This window comes from Gilliamella sp. Imp1-1, assembly GCF_001690415.1.
GTDB lineage: Bacteria > Pseudomonadota > Gammaproteobacteria > Enterobacterales > Orbaceae > Gilliamella > Gilliamella bombi.
Genome location: NZ_LZHK01000095.1, coordinates 1 through 23850 on the forward strand (window position 1 = coordinate 1; position 23850 = coordinate 23850).

Annotated in this window: 16 protein-coding genes and 2 pseudogenes; 8 read left to right on the forward strand and 10 right to left on the reverse strand. The window is 36.0% G+C overall.

The window, feature by feature from the left end:
• Together A9G38_RS12300 and A9G38_RS08130 are read left to right on the forward strand one after the other, a co-directional pair.
• A pseudogene (locus A9G38_RS12300) lies at positions 1-182 on the forward strand (IS30 family transposase); the annotation flags it as partial.
• Positions 183-655: 473 nt separating this feature from the next.
• Complete coding sequence (locus tag A9G38_RS08130; RefSeq protein WP_176713250.1) at positions 656-2080, forward strand: phosphoethanolamine transferase; 1425 nt, start codon at positions 656-658, stop codon at positions 2078-2080.
• A gap of 279 nt (positions 2081-2359) precedes the next feature.
• Here A9G38_RS08130 and A9G38_RS08135 read toward each other — a convergent pair whose 3' ends face one another.
• Entirely contained in the window at positions 2360-3244 is an 885-nt protein-coding gene (locus A9G38_RS08135; RefSeq protein ID WP_034912674.1) for a LysR family transcriptional regulator, read from the reverse strand.
• Positions 3245-3442: 198 nt separating this feature from the next.
• Here A9G38_RS08135 and A9G38_RS08140 point away from each other — a divergent pair, with 198 nt between their 5' ends.
• From A9G38_RS08140 to A9G38_RS08150, 3 genes and pseudogenes are all read left to right on the forward strand, one after another.
• Positions 3443-4261, forward strand: coding sequence for an SDR family oxidoreductase (locus tag A9G38_RS08140; protein ID WP_034912686.1), 819 nt, complete (start codon positions 3443-3445; stop codon positions 4259-4261).
• Positions 4262-4295: 34 nt separating this feature from the next.
• On the forward strand, positions 4296-5441 hold the full coding sequence (locus A9G38_RS08145; protein ID WP_034912694.1) for an iron-containing alcohol dehydrogenase: 1146 nt from the start codon (positions 4296-4298) through the stop codon (positions 5439-5441).
• A gap of 74 nt (positions 5442-5515) precedes the next feature.
• Positions 5516-6180 (forward strand): annotated as a pseudogene (locus tag A9G38_RS08150) (aldo/keto reductase); the annotation flags it as partial.
• A 25-nt stretch (positions 6181-6205) separates the two neighbouring features.
• On the opposite strand, the gene A9G38_RS08155 reads toward A9G38_RS08150, so the two are convergent.
• Together A9G38_RS08155 and gap are read right to left on the reverse strand one after the other, a co-directional pair.
• Complete coding sequence (locus tag A9G38_RS08155) at positions 6206-6790, reverse strand: TetR/AcrR family transcriptional regulator (RefSeq protein WP_034912697.1); 585 nt, start codon at positions 6788-6790, stop codon at positions 6206-6208.
• A gap of 50 nt (positions 6791-6840) precedes the next feature.
• Positions 6841-7842 (reverse strand): type I glyceraldehyde-3-phosphate dehydrogenase, encoded by a 1002-nt coding sequence (gene gap / locus A9G38_RS08160; RefSeq protein WP_034912742.1) that lies wholly within the window; start codon positions 7840-7842, stop codon positions 6841-6843.
• Between the two features lie 224 nt (positions 7843-8066).
• On the opposite strand from gap, the gene A9G38_RS08165 reads away from it, so the two are divergent.
• The gene (locus A9G38_RS08165; protein ID WP_051634233.1) at positions 8067-9248 is read left to right on the forward strand and encodes an MFS transporter; all 1182 of its coding nucleotides are present in this window, start codon (positions 8067-8069) and stop codon (positions 9246-9248) included.
• Between the two features lie 403 nt (positions 9249-9651).
• Here A9G38_RS08165 and A9G38_RS08170 read toward each other — a convergent pair whose 3' ends face one another.
• From A9G38_RS08170 to sohB, 6 genes are all read right to left on the reverse strand, one after another.
• A complete protein-coding gene (locus A9G38_RS08170) occupies positions 9652-11175 on the reverse strand; it encodes a hypothetical protein (RefSeq protein WP_034912700.1) in 1524 nt (507 codons plus the stop codon).
• A gap of 404 nt (positions 11176-11579) precedes the next feature.
• Entirely contained in the window at positions 11580-12869 is a 1290-nt protein-coding gene (gene purD, locus A9G38_RS08175) for a phosphoribosylamine--glycine ligase (RefSeq protein ID WP_034912703.1), read from the reverse strand.
• 85 nt (positions 12870-12954) lie between these two features.
• Positions 12955-14547 (reverse strand): bifunctional phosphoribosylaminoimidazolecarboxamide formyltransferase/IMP cyclohydrolase, encoded by a 1593-nt coding sequence (gene purH / locus A9G38_RS08180; protein ID WP_034912707.1) that lies wholly within the window; start codon positions 14545-14547, stop codon positions 12955-12957.
• A gap of 471 nt (positions 14548-15018) precedes the next feature.
• Complete coding sequence (locus tag A9G38_RS08185) at positions 15019-16611, reverse strand: bifunctional aspartate transaminase/aspartate 4-decarboxylase (protein ID WP_034912710.1); 1593 nt, start codon at positions 16609-16611, stop codon at positions 15019-15021.
• A 29-nt stretch (positions 16612-16640) separates the two neighbouring features.
• On the reverse strand, positions 16641-18341 hold the full coding sequence (aspT, locus tag A9G38_RS08190) for an aspartate-alanine antiporter (RefSeq protein ID WP_034912713.1): 1701 nt from the start codon (positions 18339-18341) through the stop codon (positions 16641-16643).
• Positions 18342-18587: 246 nt separating this feature from the next.
• Positions 18588-19703, reverse strand: coding sequence for a protease SohB (gene sohB / locus A9G38_RS08195; protein WP_034912717.1), 1116 nt, complete (start codon positions 19701-19703; stop codon positions 18588-18590).
• Positions 19704-19870: 167 nt separating this feature from the next.
• On the opposite strand from sohB, the gene A9G38_RS08200 reads away from it, so the two are divergent.
• The gene (locus tag A9G38_RS08200; protein ID WP_202961566.1) at positions 19871-21571 is read left to right on the forward strand and encodes a formate--tetrahydrofolate ligase; all 1701 of its coding nucleotides are present in this window, start codon (positions 19871-19873) and stop codon (positions 21569-21571) included.
• Positions 21571-21987, forward strand: coding sequence for an RnfABCDGE type electron transport complex subunit B (locus A9G38_RS08205; protein ID WP_051634234.1), 417 nt, complete (start codon positions 21571-21573; stop codon positions 21985-21987). The genes A9G38_RS08200 and A9G38_RS08205 overlap by 1 nt, the downstream gene beginning before the upstream one ends.
• A 34-nt stretch (positions 21988-22021) precedes the next feature.
• On the opposite strand, the gene typA is transcribed toward A9G38_RS08205, so the two are convergent.
• A complete protein-coding gene (gene typA, locus A9G38_RS08210; protein WP_034912723.1) occupies positions 22022-23848 on the reverse strand; it encodes a ribosome-dependent GTPase TypA in 1827 nt (608 codons plus the stop codon).
• Positions 23849-23850 lie beyond the last annotated feature (2 nt).

Genomic DNA, 23850 nt, shown 5'->3' on the forward strand with positions numbered 1-23850 from the left:
CCAATGGCTTAATACGTCAGTTTATACCTAAGTCAGCGGCCATTTCATTAGTTGACGACAAACAGATAAAGAAAATACAATATCTGTTGAACACACGCCCAAGAAAACGGCATAAGTTTAAAAGCCCTGCCGATTTTTATTCTAAGGAGTTAAGAAGAATTGCACTTCATGGTGTAATCTAGGTTTTCAATAAAAAAAACATAAAGAGTTTTTATAATATAATTTGACCAAAAATTAACAATAATAACTCGTTATGTTTATAACAATGTTAACAAATAACCATTGAAAAAAACTACAAAAATTGATGTTAAATACAGCCCTAATTTACAATAGACAAGCGTATCGCAAGGCTAGAAAATATTTTATATTGAATTTTGGGGGCTGTTCGGAGATATTTCAAGAAATATTTGGAAACTGGAGTGACAAAATTAACCGCCACCTTTAACTAGCAAATACACAAATATAGATGAGGTCAAATTTTATGAAATTATGTGAAATAAAAAAATTTCTGTCTCTAATGTTACTATTATTGCTATATACATTTATCAGTGCTATCTGGTCTTACTTCAATAATAGCTCTTATGATAAGTCTGCTGAATCTATTTTTGGGGATTTGTATTTCTATATTACAACAGTAACAACTTTAATTTTTATTATGATAGTACATAATTGTATTTGTAGTTGTCATAAGATTATTGTTGCCTTTGGCTTTTCATTATTATTCCTTTTTTTATCAGAAGTTAATTATTTCATTTTTTATGGAGAAATGATATCAGACGGAGTGATTGATTCAATTGTCGAGACAAACTCTCACGAAGTATTATCAATGTCTAAACAAGTTTTAATTATAGCTGGTCCTGCATTTATTGTGACTTTTTTTATTCTATTTATCCTTAAAAAACTCGTTCATATTAAATTTAAACTTTTTATTCCCATAACCGCTTACGTATTTATATTGTTTTGCCTTCTTTATTATATATTAAATTTCTCAACATTAAAGAGTGATATTAAGCAAGGCTTCTATAAAGTTGGTGCTAGCACAATTCGTCAATACTATCCTGCTGTATTGGGTAATTTATCCTATCTTTTAGCTAGTTATGCTTCAACAGATATTTATTCAAATACCCATGAAATTGAAAAATTTAATGAGGCTGTTCTTTTGCCACCTAATAAACCAGATAACGACTTGATCGTATTTATCATGGGGGAATCATCTTTAGTTACCCGCTATAGCGCTTACGGTTATCATAAGCAAACTACGCCTTTTATGTCCAATATTTTTAGTCAAAATGGCGGATGTATTATCTCAAATAGCCACTCAACGGCAGCCTTTACTCGGGATTCTATACCTATGACACTTTCATTCAATGTACCTGAAAGTGATGATAACTTATTTGATAATAAATCGATTATTGAGATGGCTAAATTCAATCATTACAAAACCTATTGGTTAGCTTCTAAGGGGCAGAAAATTCAAGGTACATTTAATACTAAATTTGGATTTATTGCACGTAAAAGCGATGTTATCACTTTTAGTGAAGATCTTTTGGATATAAGTTTAGGTCAATTATTAGAAGAAACGCTACAAAAAGATAATTTTCCGAAAAAATTTATTTTTGTGCATTTGCGCGGTAGCCATCAACCTTATAAAGGCTATGATGAAGTTGATAAGTTGGCTTTACCTGATGTCGAAGAATATGATTTAACTATTCATCACACCGACCGTACAATCAAAGCATTATATGATGTTATCAATAAATATAGTAACAACTATACCATTATTTACACTTCGGATCATGGCGAAATTGTGAATGTTGGGCATGGTATAGGTGACAACATTGACCAGTTTTTAATCCCTTTTATGTTTATATCAACCAATCAACGATATAATTGTCAATTTATTGAATCATTTCGAGGACCAGATGGTTATTTAAGTGGGCTTATGAATAAATATATTTTATCTAATCTGTTAGGTTATGAGATTGATCCAGCTATCCTTGACAAAGAAAAAAACAATGATCGAGTTTTTATGCCAAACAGCAGTGTCATGCCTTTTTTAGAAGTACTTAACAAACATTAATTTGTTACCTATTATACGTTGAGGAATTGATAGAAATCAGCTATAAATTATATATAAAAATATTATAAAAGGGGGCACAAAACGCCCCTTTTTTGCTATTAAATACTAGTCTATAATTTATTATTAATAGTGTACTTTTTAGAGTAACTAAAAAATACACTATTGAACACATAAAGCTTTTTACGTGGACATTAAACTTAAATAATGAATTCTGTAATTAGAAATGCATGTTCTAACAATGAATTTAACTGTATGAATTATAGTAACTATTCAAGACTGTTACTCACACTTTAACAAATCTATAATCAATTTAAAAACATTTGAATGTCCTTTGCGACTTGGATAGTAAAGGTAAAAAGAGTCATAAGTGATAGCAAACTCGGTTAACAACTCAACTAATGACCCCGATGTTAATTCCTTTTCAACATCGGCTTTAGCCGTCCAAGTGATGCCTAAACCATCTAAAGCTGCTTGCTTATGCAAATGATTATTAATTATAAATTGTGAATGAGGATGATATTTAATCATCTTTCCTGCTTGCGTAAACTCCCATGGCAATTCAGTTCCGTGCTGTGAGGATATTCTCATACCAATTAAGCGATGTTCATCTAACTCTTTAATTTGTTTCGGTATCACTTTTCCGATTAAATATTCAGGGCTAGCGACTAAGGCCATTTTTAAGGGCGGTGATATTTTTACAGCAATCATCTCTTTGGCTAAATCACTTCCTAAACGACATCCCATATCAAAACCTTGTTTAACAATGTCAGCCCAACTATTATCGGCTTGAATTTCGACCTTAATCAGCGGATAACGGGGTAAAAAATCGCGTAATTTTGGATAAATAATATGTTCTACAGCGATACTTGGCGCGTTTATCCTGATCGTTCCTGAAGGTATATTAATAAAATTGTTTAGTGCGTTCACCTCTTGATTAATCGAGTCAAATAAAGGGGATAGCTTTCGGTATAGTTGTTCTCCTGCTTCAGTCAGTGATACATTACGAGTATTACGATTAAATAAACGCAAATTTAATCGGGTCTCTAGATTTCGCATACTATGACTTAACGCTGATGAGGAAATTCCCAATCGTTGCCCTGCTTTAACAAAACTGCTGGTTTGTGCTACGGTAATAAAGTAATTTAACTCATTAAGGTTGTACATAATTGCATTTTATTAGTGAATTTAATTCACTACACTATAAAACAACCACCCATTTATCTCAATAAAAGCTCTCGTTAAAATGACGTTATTATTAAATTAATAAATTAATCAAAAATCTAAGATATGCCATGCGTGAAAATTTAGGTATAGTCAAAGTTTAATTATTTGCGATATAACTAATTAAAAGGGAGCTCTACAATGTCAAAAGAAGTTATTGTTTTAAGTGGATCTGGGGCAATAGGTATAGCAATAGCCAGGCGTATAGCGGTGGGTAAGGTACTGTTATTAGCCGATTTAAAAATTGAAAATGCTGAAAAACAGGCTCAAGAACTGCGTAATGCTGGATATAATACCCATACTATCGCTTGCGATGTATCAAATCGAGTATCGGTCAATAAACTGGTAGAGACGGCCACTGGATTAGGCAAAATAATGGGCTTAGTCAACACGGCTGGTGTATCGCCTTCCCAAGCGTCTGCACAGCGAATCTTTGAAGTCGATTTATATGGTAACGCCCTGTTATTTGATGCATTTAGTGGGGTAATGGCAAAAGGTAGTTCGGCTTTGGTCATTGGTTCACAATCATCACATCGCTTAGACCCGCTTACATTGGAACAAACTAAAGCCCTAGCCTTAACACCCACAGAAGCATTACTCAATTTACCTTTTATTAAAGAAGTAAATGATAGTTTAAAAGCTTATCAACTAGCCAAAAAAGGAAATGCCTTAAGAGTGCAGGCAGAAGCGGTCAACTGGAGGCATCGTGGTGCAAGAATAAACTGTATTAGTGCAGGTATTATCCATACACCTTTAGCCAATGAAGAACTCAATGGCGATCGTAAAGATTTTTACCGCAAAATGCTTAAAGAATTACCAGTAGGTCGTGGTGGATCGCCAGATGAAATTGCTAACCTAGCCGAACTCATTATGTCCGAAAAAGGAGCTTATATTACTGGTAGTGATATGTTAATTGATGGCGGTGCCACAGCAAAATTTTGGTGGGATCTAACCGACTAATTTTTATTAAACGTCTAGTATAAGGAATAACACGATGTATGAATTTAGTTTTCAAAATCCAACTCGTATAGAATTTGGTATCGATAAAGAAAAAAACATGGGTCGCTATATGAAGGAGTTTGGTGCCAAGAGAGTATTAATTGTCTTTGGTAGTGATCGCATCAAACAATCTGGTTTATTTGATAATGTAACAGCAAGCTTGCGTGAATACGGCATTGAATTCACCGAATGTAGTAAAATTAAAAGTAATCCCATTTTAAGCAAAGTTCAAGAGGGGATCACTATCGCTAAAAAATTTGGCGCCGATAGCGTACTTAGTATTGGCGGTGGCTCCTGCTTAGATAGTGCAAAAGCGATTGCCGCTGGTAGTTTATACGATGGAGATGTATGGGACTTCTTTACTGGCTCCCCAGTAACCAAAGCACTTAATATATTTGATATAATGACCTTAGCTGCAACTGGTAGTGAAATGAACAATGGTGGTGTTGTCACAAACGAAAAAACTAAACAAAAATATCCAATTCATGGTTTTAGTTTATTTCCGAAAGTATCGGTAATTAATCCTCAACTTCAAACCACAATCAGTTGTGATTATCTAGTGTATTCGGCCGCTGATATTATCGCCCATTCCATTGAAGGGTACTTTACTGCATCGATACAGCCTGAACTCATTAATTTACAAATCGAAGCTAATATAAAAACCGTGATCCGTACCACCGAAATACTTCTACAAAATCCCAATGATTTAGATGCACGTGGTGAATTTGCTTGGGCGGCAACGCTGGCTTTAAATGGTTTAACCTATCTAGGTACAGCTGGCTTTAGCTACCCCAACCATATGATCGAACATGCAATGAGTGCAATCTGTGATGTACCACACGGTGCTGGATTATCAGTTGTTATGCCAGCTTGGATGACTTGGTATCACGATCGTAATCCAAAACAGTTCCAACGTTTTGCTAAAGAGATTTTTGGTTTATCAACGGCTGAACAAGGTATTGAAGCATTAAGAGCCTGGTTTGACAAAATAGGCACACCAACTACACTTGAGCAACTTAATATTAACCAACAGGATCTAAAACTGATCGTAGACAATGCAGCACAAAACGCTATTGATTGGCAAATGAGCGACATTTATAGCAAGCAGGTCATTGCTAATATTTTAAATTTGGCTAAATAATGAATGTTAGATGGATTTACCGTCCATCTAAAACAGGTCTTAATTTTTAAAATACGTCAGGTTGGCAATGCCATACAAAATGTGGCATTCCCCGCCAAGAACTATTATTACCACAAAAATATGGATCACCAACGCTAACTACAAAGCCAAGCAATCAATAGAAGAATCATTACGCAAATTAAAAACAGATTATATTGATTTATTATTAATTCACCAGCCATTTAATGACTACTATTATGCTTACCGATTAATGGAAGAAGCTTACGAACAAGGCAAGGCTAAAGCCATCGGCGTTAGCAATTTTTATCCAGATCGCCTTATTGATTTAAACCATTTTGTTCGTATAAAACCAGCGGCTAATCAAGTTGAAACACATGTATTTCAACAACAAAAAGTAGCACGCGAAGTGATGCAAAAGCTAAATACACAAATAATATCATGGGGACCATTTGCCGAAGGTAAAAACAATTTTTTTGAAAACCCAGTACTTATTGAAATTGGCAAAAAACATCAAAAATCAGTTGCACAAGTTGCACTGCGTTTTCTGATTCAAAATGGTATTGTTGTCATTCCTAAATCGACCCGAAAAGAACGAATGGAAGAAAACTTTGATGTATTTAACTTCTCACTTTCAAATCAAGAAATGGCAAGTATAGCGGCTTTAGATACAGGTCATAGCTTATTCTTCTCGCATCAGGATCCAAAAACGGTGGAGTGGTTTATGTCCATTGTGAAATAGAGAAAAACAATAAATAAAAAATGAGTTATGATTTTGGCGTAAATATTTTCAATAGCGGATTGATTGTTAGGTGAAAATAGGAATCATCTTGCAATCCTTTTGCTGAAATATAAGCGCCTTGCAAAGTGGATATGATCAGTGTTACTGCTTCTAACGGTGCAAGAATATTAGAAATACTTCCATCCGAAATTCCCATTCTTATAAGATTTTCTAACGTTTGTTTCATTGTCAAAAATCCGCGTGTAACTTCTGCCGCTAAATGAGGATTTGTCATAATAGACCGATCCCGTGCCATTTGACCAACTAAACAGCCTCGTTGTATATTACGAGGTTTTAATAGCAAATTTGACAGTTTATTATAAGCATTTGTATCAGTATTTAGTACTGAAGCATTTATGCTTATTAACTGTTCTACATTATAAGTTATAGCATATAAAGCCAAATCTTCTTTACCGTTGAAATGGTGGTAAAGACTACCTTGTCCAACACCTGACCGCTTTAAAATATCTTTAGGGCTAGTATTTGCTAGACCTTTTTCTAATAAGAGATCAGCCATAGCAATAATGAGCTTTTCTCTGGAATTTTGTTTAGTTTTTTGTTCGTTATTCATATTGCTATAACTCAACACACCATCAATTGACGGTATGTTTAATTAACTAATTATTTAATTTGTAAAATGGTATCCACCAAACGATTTGAAAAACCCCATTCATTGTCGTACCAACTGACAACTTTGAGTAAAGTACCATCCATTACTTTAGTTAGCTTAGAATCAAAAATAGAGGAAGCTGGATTGCCAATAATATCAGAAGAAACAATTTCATCTTCTGTATAGGCAAGAATACCATCCATTTTTTTCAAGTTTACAGCTTTTTTGATAGTATCATTTACTAATTGTACTGTCACTTCTTTCTCTAGATTTAATGTAAGATCTATCATGGATCCAGTAATGACAGGAACACGCACCGAACCACCATCTAATTTGCCTTTTAATTCAGGAAAAACAAGTCCAATTGACTGCGCAGCACCAGTTGAAGTTGGAACAATATTTTGCGCTGCACTTCGTGCTCGCCTCATATCCCTATGCGGTGCGTCCTGAAGATTTTGATCCTGCGTATAAGCATGAATGGTTGTCATAAAGCCTGATTTAATTCCAAAATTCTCATGTAACACTTTAACTAAAGGAGCTAAACAATTTGTTGTACATGAAGCATTAGAAATAATGTGGTGTTCATCTTTGTTATATAAATGCTCATTCACCCCCTGAACAATAGTTAAATCGACATTTTTTGCTGGAGCAGAAATGAGCACTTTTTTAGCTCCAGCTTTAATATGAGACTGTGCTCTTGTGCCATCATTAAATACACCTGTTGATTCTAATACCACATCAACTTGATGTTTAGCCCATGGGAGAGACTCAGGATCACGTTCTTGATATACCGCAATTTCTTGACCGTCAATAATTAAACAACCTTTTTTTACATCAATACTTTTAGTAAAACGTCCAAATGTTGTGTCATATTTTAAAAGATGAGCGAGCTGATCAATTGAACCCAGATCATTGATCGCAACAATTTTTATGTCGTGTGAACAATCCTGCAATGCACGGACAAAACTACGCCCAATACGACCAAAACCATTAATTGCTACATTAGTCATTATTACCTCCAATTATATTAATAAAACATACTAATTGGTACGGTAACACAAAAAACACCCTATATACTAATTAAAATTAAAATAATTAATAAATGCAAATAATTCACTGAAATTTATTTAATTTTACTTATACAAATAAATAGAATACCACAAATCAAAACATACCAATTGGTATGCAATTAAGTAAGGAAAAATTAAATGGATAAAAAAATAATTATCGTTGGTTTGTGCTTGGAATTGGTGTTCTGGCACAAGCAACATTTGCAATGGGTTTTGCTGGCATACCCATTACTGGAATTTTAATGCGAGATGCTTATCATTTTTCATTATACGAACTTGGTTTCGTTTTAGGAGCAATGGGATTAGGTGTTGCAGCTTCAGAGATAATTTGGGGGATCTTGACAGATAAATTAGGTGACAAAAAGGTTTTGATTTTTGGGTTATGGTCGTCAGCTATAATGTATGCCTTAATCGCTATATCACTCACGCCAGAAGCTTCACTTGGTGGTGGTGTTAAATATTTACATTTGGGAGTAGCACTAGTTGTAACAGGAGCTTTCAGCGGTAGTATTAACTCATCATCTGGCAGAACTGTGATGTCATGGTTTGATGATAGTGAACGTGGATTTGCTATGAGTGTTCGTCAAACCGCAATCCCAGTTGGCGGTGCGATTGGAACTGGACTACTGCCTTGGTTATCCTATTCATATGGATTTGAACTGATGTTTATTGTATTAGCTACCACAGGCTTTAGCGTTGGTCTTGTAGTTGTATTGTTTATCAACACTAAACATAGTGAATCAAAATATACACCAAAATCAACCCTCACTATCCCCTCCCCACTAAAAACTGGGGCAGTTTGGAGGGTCGTTATGGCTGCGGGTTTTCTAACGGTACCTCAAATGGCAGTACTCACATTTGGTAGCATCTATATGCGTGATAACCTACATATTGATTTAGCATCAATTGCTATTATTCTTATTGGTGTTCAGATTGGTGGTGGGCTGCTCAGGATCTGGTCAGGTTACTATAAAGACAAAAAAAAGAATCGTATTTCCTTATTAAAATATTACGCCATACTTGGTGGAATGGCATCTTTAATGCTTTGTTTAATGGTGAGTAATACATATATCGGCATTATATTTATTGTGTTAACGGGGTTATTTGGCCATGCGTGGCACGGTATTGCTTATACCGAGGTAGCAGTTAAAGCGGGCATTGAACGTGCGGGAACAGCCTTGGGTATGATTGGCACTACCGTATTTATCACTTCGTTTCTAACTCCTATTATCATTGCTGATATCGCCCATAGCTACGGATGGCGAACGGTATGGGGCACTGTAACCATTCTGACATTTGCTTCGCTATTGTGTTTTATTTCATTGGCAAATAAAGAAATTAAACTTTAGTTTCTATTATTAGTTTGAATTAGTAAAATGATGACGATAAAGTAATTGCTCACTATATACAATACATAAATTACCTATAGTGATCCAAAAAACTTTGATAATGAATAGAAAAAAAATTAAGTCTTTAAGAAAAGCATTGAAAATATTTATTAAGATGACCTTATAAAAAACACCTCAGGAAAACTATTGATTTTATTTAATTTTTATTTTTTTTGATGGGATTAAATAGTTATAGATTATCTTTCGTTTGTTAAGTTAAATTTTGTTTTTTATTTTTGCAAAGCGCTTTTGCTATTTATTAGAAAAAGCGCAAGCTTTTAAAATCTATTGTGCGTATCGTCTGGTCTTACACAGGACCTTGTTCTTTGGTTGAGTGTCCTCAGTTTAGGTTAAATATAAAAAACTAAGGAGTGACACAAACAATAGAAGAGAAGCTTGTGGAGTAGTTAACAATACCATTCGACAAATCCACTGTGTACATATAGTAGCCTGTTCCTCCTATACTATCACTAGTCCAGTTGTACATGCTGTATTCAAAACCTGTATTAGTATAATACATCATGTTACCCCACTCTGTGGCTAATCCAGCCCCTATTCGTCGTTGGTAAGAACCATTATTAGAGGATGGCGGTACAGCTCCTTGCCAATCATTTCCCCAAGCAGAACTGTATGTATTAGTAAGATCCCTTATTTGTGGAATTCGATAACCTAAACTACTACACCAAGATACGCTATTAGGATAGATATCTGATCTAATTCCTCGATTGACAAACCACTTCTGCAAAGAAAATCCGTATTTTACCACCACATTACCACTACTATCCTTGCCTTTTAATTCAAATTCTTTCGGTAAATTTGGGATTGTAATTGGATCTGGATTAGCACTATCCCATTGTGCTTTAGCCTCTGGACCCGTTAGAGTAACACGCGTTACTGTTTCTGAACCATTAGGAATCCAACTATCGCTAGCGGTTGTCCTTGTCACCGTAGCGGTTATTCCTTCATGCGTGACTGGCTCCCAAGTCAACTGACTTGCATCTACTCCAACTATGTCTAAATCAAAATATAATCCATCAGCACCCGTAGTCGGAAAATTTAACGCGTATGATACTGAATTGGTTGGTTGAACTAAAAATCCTTTATCAGGGTTCCATTCGTAAGCTGGACCCGCGTAAATGTCTGTTCCAAATTGCAAATTAGGTCTTACGAAATTGACGCCTACTGTAACCTTTGGTTTGATGTAATATGTTTCACTACCTTCTGTGAAGGTATTAGCTTTTGGTTCCCCGTATTGTGTGCTTAAAGATCCCCCTGTACTACTTAATTTTACTTTATAAGGTGCATTACTTATCGTTAATACTTCATTACGACTAACCGTTTGGTTATTTTTATCTGTGATACTAAGCGTTATACTTCCTTCTGCCATTACCCCGCCATCTTGTCCATCACCATCATCATCACCCCAATTACCCTGTGCGACTAAATCGCTAAGGTTCACAGAATTGGTTGATGTCGGTACTATCATGTCAATATTTTCAAAACTTTGACCTGATGCGGGTAGCTCAATGGGATTTGTTGATGATGAAGAATTGTTTTGCGGTGTGAGTGTACGACCATCTGATAACCTAATACTTAATAAGTCATCTGTTGTAATCACTTTGGTAGTACCATCCTCAAAAGTTAAATAAGGTACAGTACCATTAATACGTTTAGAAGTCGTGGCCGATAATGCCTGCGATTCCAATGAATACGGCAATAATAGTAGTAGTGTCAATGAAAACGGAAATTTAGCAAGTGATTTCGATAAAAATTTTAAAGATAACTTTGATAAGATAAACAAGATTTGTGTAACACTACATCTAGCTTGGTTATTTAATAAATTTAAGACATTGGCTTGCCTCTGCTTGTGTCTAAAATGATACTGCATTACGTTCCACCTGTCGATTAAGTTTATTGGTTTCTATATTAACCTTATAATTAAATTAACTAATTTTAAATTGATGAAATTATAACCGTTTATGTAAATTTTTGCTAGCTTTTAGATAATTTTTGGTTAATTTTTGTTAAAAGTGAGTGTTATTGTTTTAGGATTATGACAGCTTTTAGGATACATTTTTTATTTAAAAATTTAGCTAAAATTCTGATATTTTGAGCTTTGAGAGTAGCAAATCGCAACGGTGACATCATACTATTTAAGCTATTTTATATCAAAATGATAAAGCACTTAGCGCTATCAAACACTCTACCCAAGGCAAAAACATTCAGGTAGATTATTGATTTTATTGAACTTTTTATTTATTGTTTTTTAATAAACCAATTTTTCATAAACGGTTATTTATTTTTTTCCCGCTCAATTGCACGGTAGCCAATATCATGGCGATAAAAACAACCATGCCAATAGATGTCTTTGGCTTGCTGATAAGCACGTTGTTGAGCTTCAAGTACTGTGTTGCCAAGTGCGGTTACGCATAATACCCGTCCACCGTTGGTGTAGACTCGCCCTTTTTCTAAACTAGTACCCGCATGGAAAATTTTGCAATCTTCGGTTGATTCTGCCGGTAGTCCAAGAATTATATCTTGGGTATGATATTCACCCGGGTAACCGCCTGCAGCTAGCACTACACCTAATGCGGATCTTGGATCCCATTTTGATTTGACCGTATCTAATTTGCCTTCTACCGCCGCTAAGCAAAGTTTGACCAAATCTGATTGCATTCGCATCATTATCGGCTGTGTTTCAGGATCGCCAAATCGGCAGTTGAATTCAATAACTTTGGGATTGCCGTTTTTGTCAATCATTAAGCCAGCATATAAAAAGCCGACATAGACGTTGCCTTCTTGCGCCATACCATTGACCGTTGGATAAATGATTTCATCCATTACCTTTGCAAAAACCGCATCAGTTACAACAGGAGCTGGCGAATACGCGCCCATGCCACCCGTGTTTAAGCCTGTATCTCCATCGCCAACACGTTTATGATCTTGGCTAGTTGCCATTGGCTCTACATGTTTACCATCCACCATGACAATAAAGCTAGATTCTTCACCCTCGAGAAACTCTTCAATCACTACTCGGTGACCTGCATCACCAAAGGCATTTCCAGCTAACATGTCACGAACGGCGTCTTCGGCCTCTTTTAGTGTCATGGCAACAATAACGCCTTTACCAGCCGCAAGTCCATCGGCTTTAATCACGATCGGTGCGCCCTTTTCACGGATATAAGCAATTGCTGGTTCAACTTCAGTAAAGTTTTGATATTCAGCTGTTGGAATTTTATGACGTGCTAAAAAATCTTTAGTAAAAGCTTTTGACCCTTCCAGTTGAGCGGCCGATTTTGTTGGACCGAAGATTTTCAATCCTGCTTTTTGGAAGCTATCAACAATGCCAATAACCAGTGGTGCTTCAGGACCAACAATGGTCAAATCCACTTGCTGTTGCTGGGCAAAGTTAAGCAGTCCACTCACATCGGTGGCTTTGATATTAATATTTTCTAAACTTGGTTCCAGCGCAGTACCAGCATTGCCAGGTGCAACAAAAACTTTAGAAACCAATGGAGATTGTGCTGCTTTCCAAGCAAGCGCATGTTCACGCCCACCATTACCAATTACTAATACTTTCATAAAAGATCCTTTTAAGATGCCTTTCATAATATAAAGATATATATAGATAACTAATTTTTAAAAAACTAACAAAGTGATCACACAATTAATGCCTAAAATGACGCATTTTAGTAAAGATCATCGCGATATTGTGCTCATTTGCGGCTTGGATCACTTCATCATCTCGAATCGAACCACCGGGTTGAATCACACAAGTCACACCTACGGCAGCAGCGGCATCGACTCCATCTCTAAATGGGAAAAACGCATCTGAAGCAACAACTGATCCAGCAACGTTTAAATTTTCATCTTTAGCTTTAATTCCGGCTATCTTAGCAGAGTAAACACGACTCATCTGCCCTGCTCCAATACCAATTGTCATATTATCTTTTGCATAGACAATGGCATTTGACTTAACAAATTTTGCCACTTTCCAACAAAATAGCGCATCTGAAAGCTCTTGAGCAGTTGGTTTACGTTTGGTTACTACAGTTAATTCATTTGGCGATATCATACCTAGATCGCGATCTTGCACTAATAAACCGCCATTGACACGTTTAAAATCTAAACTTACTGATGCTGGTGTTGACCACTCACCACATTCAAGTACACGCACATTTTTTTTAGCTTGAGTAATGGTTAAAGCTTCTTGGCTAACTGATGGGGCAATAATTACTTCTACAAATTGTTTATCAACAATGGCTTTTGCGGTATCTGCATCAAGTTGTCGATTAAAGGCTATAATGCCACCAAAAGCTGAAGTTGGATCAGTTTTAAAGGCTTTTTCATAAGCATGTAAAATATTATCACTAACCGCTACACCACAAGGATTAGCATGTTTTACAATCACACACGCTGGCTCATCAAATGATTTTACACATTCAAGCGCAGCGTCAGTATCAGCAATATTGTTATAAGAAAGGGCTTTACCTTGCAACTGGTTTGCTGTTGCAATCGAGGCTTCTTTGACATCTTGCTCAACATAAAAAGCCGCTTGCTGATGTGCGTTTTCACCGTAACGCATATTCTGTTTTTTAATGAATTGTAGATTTAAAGTTCGAGGAAATTCGCCCGATGGTTGATTGGTTTCACCCATGTAAGGTGGCACTAATTGCCCAAAATAGTTGGCAATCATACCATCATATTTAGCCGTGTGTTCAAAGGCTTTAATTGCAAGGTTAAAACGGTATTTAAATGAAAGCGAGTTTTGGTTACTATCCATCATATTGATGATATTTTCATAATCACCACAATCAACTACAATGGCAACATCTTTATGATTTTTGGCAGCAGATCGAACCATTGTCGGACCACCAATGTCAATGTTTTCAACCGCATCATCTAACGTACAATCTGGTTTAGCGACAGTTTGCGCAAAGGGGTAAAGATTAACAACCACCATATCAATCGGTGCAATTTGGTGTTGTTGCATAATAGCATCATCAATACCCCGTCGCCCTAAAATTGCCCCATGGATTTTAGGATGTAAGGTTTTAACTCGCCCGTCCATCATTTCAGGGAAACCAGTGTAATTGGATACTTCAATAACAGGTATTTGGTTTTCCATTAATAATTTTGCTGTTCCCCCAGTCGAAAGGAGTTCCACATTACGTTCTGATAAGGCTTTTGCAAATTCTAAAATACCGGTTTTGTCGGACACACTAAGTAAAGCACGACGGATAGGACGAAACTGCTGCATGAAAGGCTCCGAAATTGATATCTACAATCTAAGTATTGAGCCAACATTATATATAAATTAAAGATAGAAGTTTAGTGTTAACTTATCAAAAACGATCAAAGTAGTTGAATGATAATATTTGACTTTATTTCGATTTTGACAAATCAGCTATATTTTTATTCTTGACAAAATACCTAACACTTCCACCTCCAAAATGCTTGTTTGACATGTTATGCACGCTTATTTGTCGGCATATTTTGACGACACGTATAAATGGTTATATTAACCTTTAAACGTTATAAAGATAGGTCTATTTTTCGTTTTACATAACTCAGGTAGTATATTGATTTTATATTTTTCCCAAAAGATAGATTGTCGTAATACTGTTACTTTTGGATACATCGGTAGTAGAAAATTTACAACATTTTGGTTGAATAAAACCCTAGACTAGCTAGGGTATTAATTAAGTTTATTGATTTAAATATTTGACTATTAATTCTTCGCTTTATATTCAGCATAATATTCTTCTGCTAATTTACGCATTGATAATCCAATTGCGGCATATTGATATTCATTTAAGTTTGCTAACGATGCTCGAGCAGAAGGATGTTCTACAGCAAATCCCTTACCAGGTAGTAATACAACACCTGCTTCATCAGCAATTCTGAATAACATTTCAGATGGATTTTTATTTTTTAGGATCCATTTAGCAAATTTATCGTCATATAATTCTCGGCAAATATGTTCAAGATCCACTAGAGTGTAATAATCTACACTGTTTTCATCGGTTTGATGTTTAAGACCTAAATGTTGATAAAGTGATGCTGCGCGGCGTCGAATTAGCGATTTTAATGCTGTTTTATAGCTTTGATCACTATCCATCATTTCACATAATGCAAATAATACCATTTGTACTTGCTGTGGTGTTGATAGTCCAGCAGTATGGTTTAATGCAACCGCACGACTATCGGCTACTAAGCGGTCTATAAATTTTAGATTTTCAGGGTCAGTAACAATTGAGCTATATCGTTTATTTAAGATCTGTTTGGTTTTGCTTGGTAACGCTTTAATGGCTTTATCTATTACATTATCATGTGCTGTTGCAATAACACCTAAACGCCAACCTGTAGCACCAAAATATTTAGAGAATGAATAAACTAAAATAGTATTTTGAGGGCAAATTGCAAATAAAGATTGGAAATCATCGGCAAATGTTCCATAAACGTCATCAGTCAAAATGATCAATTCAGGGCGTTTTTTAACAATCTCAGCAATGATTTTTAAACTTTTATCATCAATTTTAACTGATGGTGGATTTGAAGGATTAACAACAAAAAAGGCTTTAATTGCTGGATCTTCTAATTTACGCAATTCTGACTCAGGATACTGCCAATTTGAGTTAGGATCAGAATTGATTAATACCTCAACTAATTGGTAATCATTAAGTTCAGGAATTTCGAGATAAGGCGTGAATATAGGTGCGCCAATGGCAATTTTGTCACCTTTTTGGATTAATCCATTTTCTTTCATTGAGTTAAAAATATAAGCCATGGCAGCTGTGCCACCTTCAACAGCAAATAAATCTATATCATTACGATCCAGATATTGAGCACCCATTTGTTGTAAAACATATGCTTTAACCACATCTTCACTAAAATGTAGCATTCTATCTGGTACTGGATAATTACATCCTAAAATACCTTCTACCATTTCTTGTAAAAAGGCGTTTTCGTCAAGCCCTAGTTGATCACGAATATAAGAAAATGCCTTACCTAAAAAGGCAACACCAGGAGTGTTGTAATTTTGGCAAATAAAATGTTCAAAGCGTCCTGTTAGTCCTGCTTTAATTGGCATGCCACCAATACCTTCATTTAAATATGAAAATGACATTTCGGATTCTTGGGTTGCAAATACACCTAATTGGAAAAAAGCTTGGCGAGGCCAAGTAGCAAGAAAGTTGGGATTGCCTCTACCTGCATTTAACATTACGCGATCGGTATGACTTTGTGCCAGTTTAATTAAGTTATCTTTTAATTCAAAAGGACTTAAATTAGCATATTGACTGTATTCTGTTTTGTTTTTCATACATTTGTATCCTTAATTTGATGGATCAATTAAACAAAAGCAACAACTAATGGTCCTAATAAAGTTAGGAAAACATTAGCTAAAGCATAAGTAATGGCAAAAGAGTTGGTTGGTGTTGAGTTACCGGCTTTATTTAGCACTTCACCAAAAGCAGGATTAGCACTACGCGAACCCGCTAAAGCACCAGCAAACACCGCTACATTTTTATAGCCTAGTACATATTTACCAAAATAAATGGCAAGTAACATTGGCAATAAAGTAACAACAACACCAATTAAAAATAGGGATAAACCTTGTTCTTTAATAGTATTAATCGCTTGAAGACCAGAACTTAAACCAACAACCGCCACAAAACCTGCCAAGCCAAAATCTTTTAAAAGTTGCACAGCACCAGTTGGTATGTTACCGATAGTTTGATGAACAGAGCGATACCAGCCAAATAATAATCCTGATAAAAGCGCACCACCACCAGCTCCTAATGTAATAGGAATATCGCTAACACGTATAACGATTAAACCAATAATAAGACCTACAACAAGCCCTAAACCATGAAATATCCAGTCAGTTTTTTCACTTTTAGTGATTGGAGCACCAATTTTATCCACAACACGACGAAGATCACCATCAGCACCATAAATAGTAATAACATCACCAAGTTTTAAATTAATATCGTTATTAAGTGGAAGGGATTGTCCATCACGATGAATAGCCAAAAGGTATATTCCATGTTTTAATTTCATAACTTCGTCAGATTGAAGTACTTGAGTAAGATTTTGATCCACATAACGGCTATTACGCATTTCAACATCTAGTTTGTTCATCACTACATCCATACCTGATGCTGAATTTACTTCGCTACCAAGTAGATCTTGTGCTTTAATCATAGCGTCACGATGACCCACAACCAGAATGATATCTTTTGACTTTAATACTGTTTCAGGGGTTGCTTCTATTATTTTATTGCCACGTTTAATACGTTCAATACTGATACCATTTACAGCTTGTTCAATATGGGAAACAGTTTGGTTGATTTTATTGGTAATACGATACAAACGACCACTAATATCAGATAAAGCTAAATTTTGATCATTGCCCAATAAGAGCGAACCATGAAGCTGTTCTGCTTGTGCTTTAATTGCATCATCGCCAATATCTCTACCCATTATTTTTGGTAGAATATTGACACACACTATAATGGCACCTAGTGAACCAAATATATAAGTGACTGCATAACCAATAGTGACATTAGCTTGCATTTTACTTAATTCTTCAGCACTTAATCCAAGCTGACTTAATGCATCAGAGGCTGTGCCCATAATGGCTGATTGGGTCAATCCTCCTGCAGCTAAACCAGCAGCAAGGCCTTTGTCTAAATTGAATATTTTAGCTAAAATTACAACAGTCACAAAGCTTGCGACAGCAATAAATAATGCTAAGAATATTTCGCGTAATGTTTTCACACCTAATGAACGGAAAAACTGAGGACCACTTTCATAACCCACAGCATAAATAAATAGTGCAAAGAGAATCGACTTAACCCCAGCATCAATAGTAACGCCAAAAACACTTAAAGCAACAGCGACAAGTAACGAACCGGCAACACCACCGAGTTGGAATTTACCCATTCGAATGCCACCAATTAAATACCCTAAACTTAACGATAAAAATAATAGAATTTCTGGGGAGTGTTTAAGTCCATCTAAAACCCAATTTGAAAGCCATTGAAACATATTAATTGTCCTCAAGGAGAAACATAAAGAAATGTAATTAAAGGAAAGAGTTTATCCATTAATTTTTATGGATTGCTTATATATTAAACCTATTTAGAATAATGGATATTCAGTTTTGGCAATTAATGCTATCGTTAAAAATTAATCAGTTGCTGATAAACTTTTACGTCAAAAGTGAGCTTAATTTATGATTTTTGAATTTTAGGTCTAAGAGGATATAAGTATTTGCTAAATAAAAAAGGGCTATTACAGCCCGTTTTCTTGTCTGAAAAACAATCTTTCTACACTTTTCATCACGTTCTTCGAAATTCTTTCCGATAGCTTTTGCCTACGTTGATAGCAAACTGAGATAATTTTATGTGTTTCTAAGTGAGATAAAATAAAGTCATCACTCGTACTGATTTCGTCAACTAAGCCTTTATTTTTAGCTTGAGTTGCAAACCAGTGTTCGCCTGTTGCAACTTGTTCGATATCAACATTTGGGCGATACTCTTTAACAAAGTCTTTAAATAAAAGATGAGTTTCTTCTAATTCTTGTTTGAATTTTTGACGTCCTTCTTCGGTATTTTCACCAAACATCGTCAATGTACGCTTATACGCACCTGCCGTTTGTAATTCAATATCTACATCATGTTTTTTGAGTAAGCGGTTAAAATTAGGGATCTGCGCAACCACACCAATTGAACCCACAATTGCAAATGGTGCTGCCACAATTTTGTTAGCGGTACAAGCCATCATATATCCCCCACTTGCCGCAACTTTATCAACCACTACAGTGAAAGGTATATCACGCTGTCTAAACCGTAATAATTGCGATGCAGCAAGACCATAACCGTGAACCACGCCACCTGGGCTTTCAAGCTTAATGACAACTTTATCTTCAGGCTTAATAACAGCTAATACAGCAGTGATTTCTTGGCGTAATTCTTCAACTTCGTGTGCGTTCATGCTGCCATTGAAAGATAATACAAATAATTTAGGTTTAACTTGTTGGTTTGTATTACTTTCTACTGGTTTCGCTACATTATCTGAATCTGACGAAGTTTGTTCGGCAGATTTTTCTTGATTTTTAGCTTGTTTCTTTTTTTGTTTAGCTGCTAATTTCGCTTGCTTTCTCTCATTTTTTTTCTGTTTTTTAAGATCTTTCATAAACAGCTTAGCTTCTAACTCGTCCATGCTTGACATTAACATGTCGTCTTTAACTTGTTCATATTCTTGGCTAATATCTTTAACCGATAACCGCCCTGCCACCGTTGCTGATTTACGGCGTTGGCTTAATATAAAAACAAGTACAGCTAAAATTGCTATAACAACTGTTGCTGTTTCAGCTAAAAAAAGTGAATACTCAGAAAACCAATTCATTTAATTATTATCCTTTAATGAAATATATGTTGATTGAATAGATTTAGTAATTATAACAAGATAATTGTGAATTGTGCCGAAAAACGATAAAGATAAAATTGTCGCTTTATTCGGCAAATCAAATTATTTATACTGATAACCCAAATTACTGTTAGATGAGAATTAATATGCCATTACATCCAATTACCGAAATAGCTAAACAATGCAACATTCCAGAAGAATTTGTCCTGCCTTACGGCAAGCATGTGGCAAAAGTTGATCTATCCATTCTTAAAACCAAACCAAACAAACCTAACGGTAAATTGGTATTAGTTACTGCTATCACGCCGACGCCACTTGGTGAGGGTAAAACAGTTAATACTATCGGGCTAAGTGAGGGCTTAAATTATATTGGTAAGTCAGCAATCGCTTGTATCCGTCAACCAAGTTTAGGTCCTGTATTTGGTGTTAAAGGTGGTGCTGCTGGCGGTGGTAAAGCCGAGGTTTTGCCAATGGAAACATTAAATCTACACTTAACAGGTGACATTCATGCCATTACTGCCGCACATGATTTAGCTTCGGCTGCTTTAGATTCAAGGCTTTATCATGAAGAACGTTTAGGTGATGAATTTACTGCACAAACAGGTTTACCGCGTCTAAACATTGATGTAAATCGCATTGTGTGGAAGCGAGTGATAGATCATAACGATCGTTCACTTCGCAAAATAACTGTCGGTGTTGGCGGTGGCGTTAATGGTATTACGCGCCAAGATGGATTTGAAATTACCGCAGCGTCAGAACTCATGGCAATTTTAGCCTTAGCATCAGATTTACAAGATATGCGTACGCGCATTGGACGCATTATTTTAGCTTATAGTATCCAAGGCGAGGCGATCACCGCAGAACAACTTGAAGTTGCTGGCGCCATGACTGTGTTACTTAAAAATGCGATTAATCCAAACCTAATGCAAACTGTTGAAAATACACCGGTACTTATTCATGCTGGGCCTTTTGCTAATATTGCTCATGGTAACTCATCTGTCATTGCCGATCGCATTGCTTTACAACTTGCTGATTATGTCGTGACTGAAGCGGGCTTTGGTTCGGATATGGGTATGGAAAAATTCTTTAATATCAAATATCGCCAAGCTGGCATTAAAGCTTCATGTGTAGTTCTTGTTGCAACAGTTCGTAGTTTAAAATCTAACAGTGGTAAATATAATATTAAACCTGGGCAAGCAATTCCAAAAGAAATTTCTGAGTCAAACGTTGAATTACTTAAAATTGGTGCTGCCAATTTAGCATGGCATATCAACAATGCCAAAAGCTATGGATTACAAGTAATTGTCGCTATTAATCGCTTTCCACACGATAGTGAAGAAGAATTAGCGTTTTTACAAAAATATGCGATTGAACACGGTGCATTTGCCTGTGAAGTGAGTGAAGTCTTTACTCAAGGCGGTAAAGGCGCTGAAAAATTAGCAAAACATGTTATTAAAGCGTGTGAAATGCCAAGTGAAATTAAATTGCCTTATCCTGATAATATGCCACTCGCAGATAAGATTCAAACCATGGTAAAAAAATATGGTGCTAACAAAGCTAATTTATCAGCCACTGCACTGGAAAACATCAAAGAGATCGAAGAATTAAAACTGGATCATTTGCCTCTTTGTATTGCTAAAACACCAATGTCAATTAGTGCCGATGCTAACTTAAAAAATGTACCAACTAATTTTGACGTTGATATCAGCCATTTGGCTATTTCAGCAGGGGCTGGCTTTATTCGTGTTTACGCTGGAAATGTGATGACCATGCCAGGGCTTGGTACTAATCCTGCTTATAGGCATATTGATATTGACAAGGATGGTAATATTGTAGGTTTAAGTTAATGCAAGAAGTGATTATGCAAACCCAAGAACAATATAAAGCATTTATTGACGAAGAAAACTGTATTGGCTGTGGCAAATGCATTCGTGTTTGCCCAACTGATGCCATTGTCGGCAGTAAGCAAGTATTACACACTATTTTGCCACAGTTATGTACCTCGTGTAGTAATTGTATTAATACCTGTCCAACAGACTGTATTACATTAAGTACCTTAGGCACTGTATTAAGTGAATCAGAAGAGTTAGCGCTAACTGAGAAAAAGCAACAGCGATTAAATCACAACCAATTGGTGCCGCCAACAATTTTGTTTCCTCGGACCACACCGATGGCAAACAAAACTAGCACATCGATCGACCGAAAACAGTCTATCGCCGATGCCATTGCTAGAGTAAAAGCCAAAAAAAACCTCGCTAAATAGCGAGGTTTTCATATTACGATAGGACTAATATTAATTAGTCTTTGTTACCACTTCTAAATGCACGTTTTCGGTCATTTTCCGTCAAATGACGTTTACGAAGACGGATAGATAACGGTGTTACTTCAACTAATTCATCATCGTCAATAAACTCTAACGCTTGTTCCAATGACATTTTAATTGGTGGTGAAAGTGTTGTTGCTTCATCAGTACCTGATGCTCGCATATTGGTTAATTTTTTACCTGTTAAACAGTTAACAGTTAAATCGTTTGAACGAGTATGTATACCAATGATTTGCCCTTCATATACTTCAGCACCATGACCTAGGAATAACTTACCACGGTCTTGTAAACCATATAACGCATAAGCCAATGCTTTACCTGTACCGTTAGAAATCATTACGCCATTATTACGCTGGCCAATTTCGCCTGGGCGAATATCATCATAATGACTAAATGTAGAATAAAGTAAACCAGTACCTGAAGTCATAGTCATAAATTCAGTTCTGAAACCGATAAGTCCACGACTTGGAATTACGTAATCTAAACGTACGCGACCTTTACCATCTGGTAACATGTTTGTTAGATCACCTTTACGTAAACCAAGGGCTTCCATTACTGAACCTTGATGCTGTTCTTCAATATCAAGCGTAACTTGTTCAAATGGTTCTTGTTTTTTACCGTCAATTTCTCTAAAAATAACCTTAGGGCGAGAAACACCTAACTCATAACCTTCACGGCGCATATTTTCAATTAGTACTGATAAATGCAATTCACCACGACCAGATACTCTAAAAGCATCGGGATCTGGAGTTTCTTCAACGCGCAGCGCAACATTATGTACAAGCTCTTTATTTAAACGCTCAAGAATTTGTCGAGATGTTACATATTTACCTTCTTTACCAGCAAATGGTGAGCTATTAACATTAAAGAACATCGTTACTGTTGGTTCATCAACAGTTAATGCCGGCAGAGCTTCAACGCAACTGTTATCACAAATCGTGTCAGAGATACCGAGTTCACCAAGACCAGTTAATGCAATAATATCACCAGCTTCGGCAACTTCAGCTTCATAACGTTGCAGCCTTAAATGACCTAGCACTTGCCCTACTTTACCTGTACGTTTGTTACCTTCACTATCAACTATAGTCACTTGTTGATTTGGTTTAACACGACCACGTTTAATACGACCAATACCAATAACGCCAACATAATTATTATAATCAAGTTGAGAAATTTGCATTTGGAATGGACCATCTAAATCCACTTTTGGTGGTTCAACATGTTTAACAATCGCTTCAAATAGTGGCGTCATATCTTCAGCCATATTTTCATGATCTAAGCCCGCAATACCCATTAATGCAGAAGCATAAACAATAGGGAAATCTAGCTGTTCATCAGTAGCTCCTAAATTAACGAATAGATCAAATACTTGGTCAACCACCCAATCAGGGCGAGCACCTGGGCGGTCAACTTTATTGATAACCACAATCGGTTTTAAACCATAAGCAAATGCTTTTTGCGTTACAAAACGTGTTTGAGGCATTGGTCCATCCATTGCATCAACGAGCAATAATACAGAATCAACCATAGACATAACACGTTCAACTTCACCGCCAAAATCAGCATGTCCTGGGGTATCAACGATATTAATTCGGTAACCATTCCAATCAATAGCAGTATTTTTAGCTAAAATGGTAATACCACGCTCTTTTTCGAGCGCATTAGAGTCCATGATGCGTTCGTTATCGTCACCCCGTAGATTATCTAGCGTACCTGACTGTTTTAATAACTTATCAACCAATGTTGTTTTACCATGGTCAACGTGAGCAATAATGGCAATATTTCTTAAATTTTCAATCACAA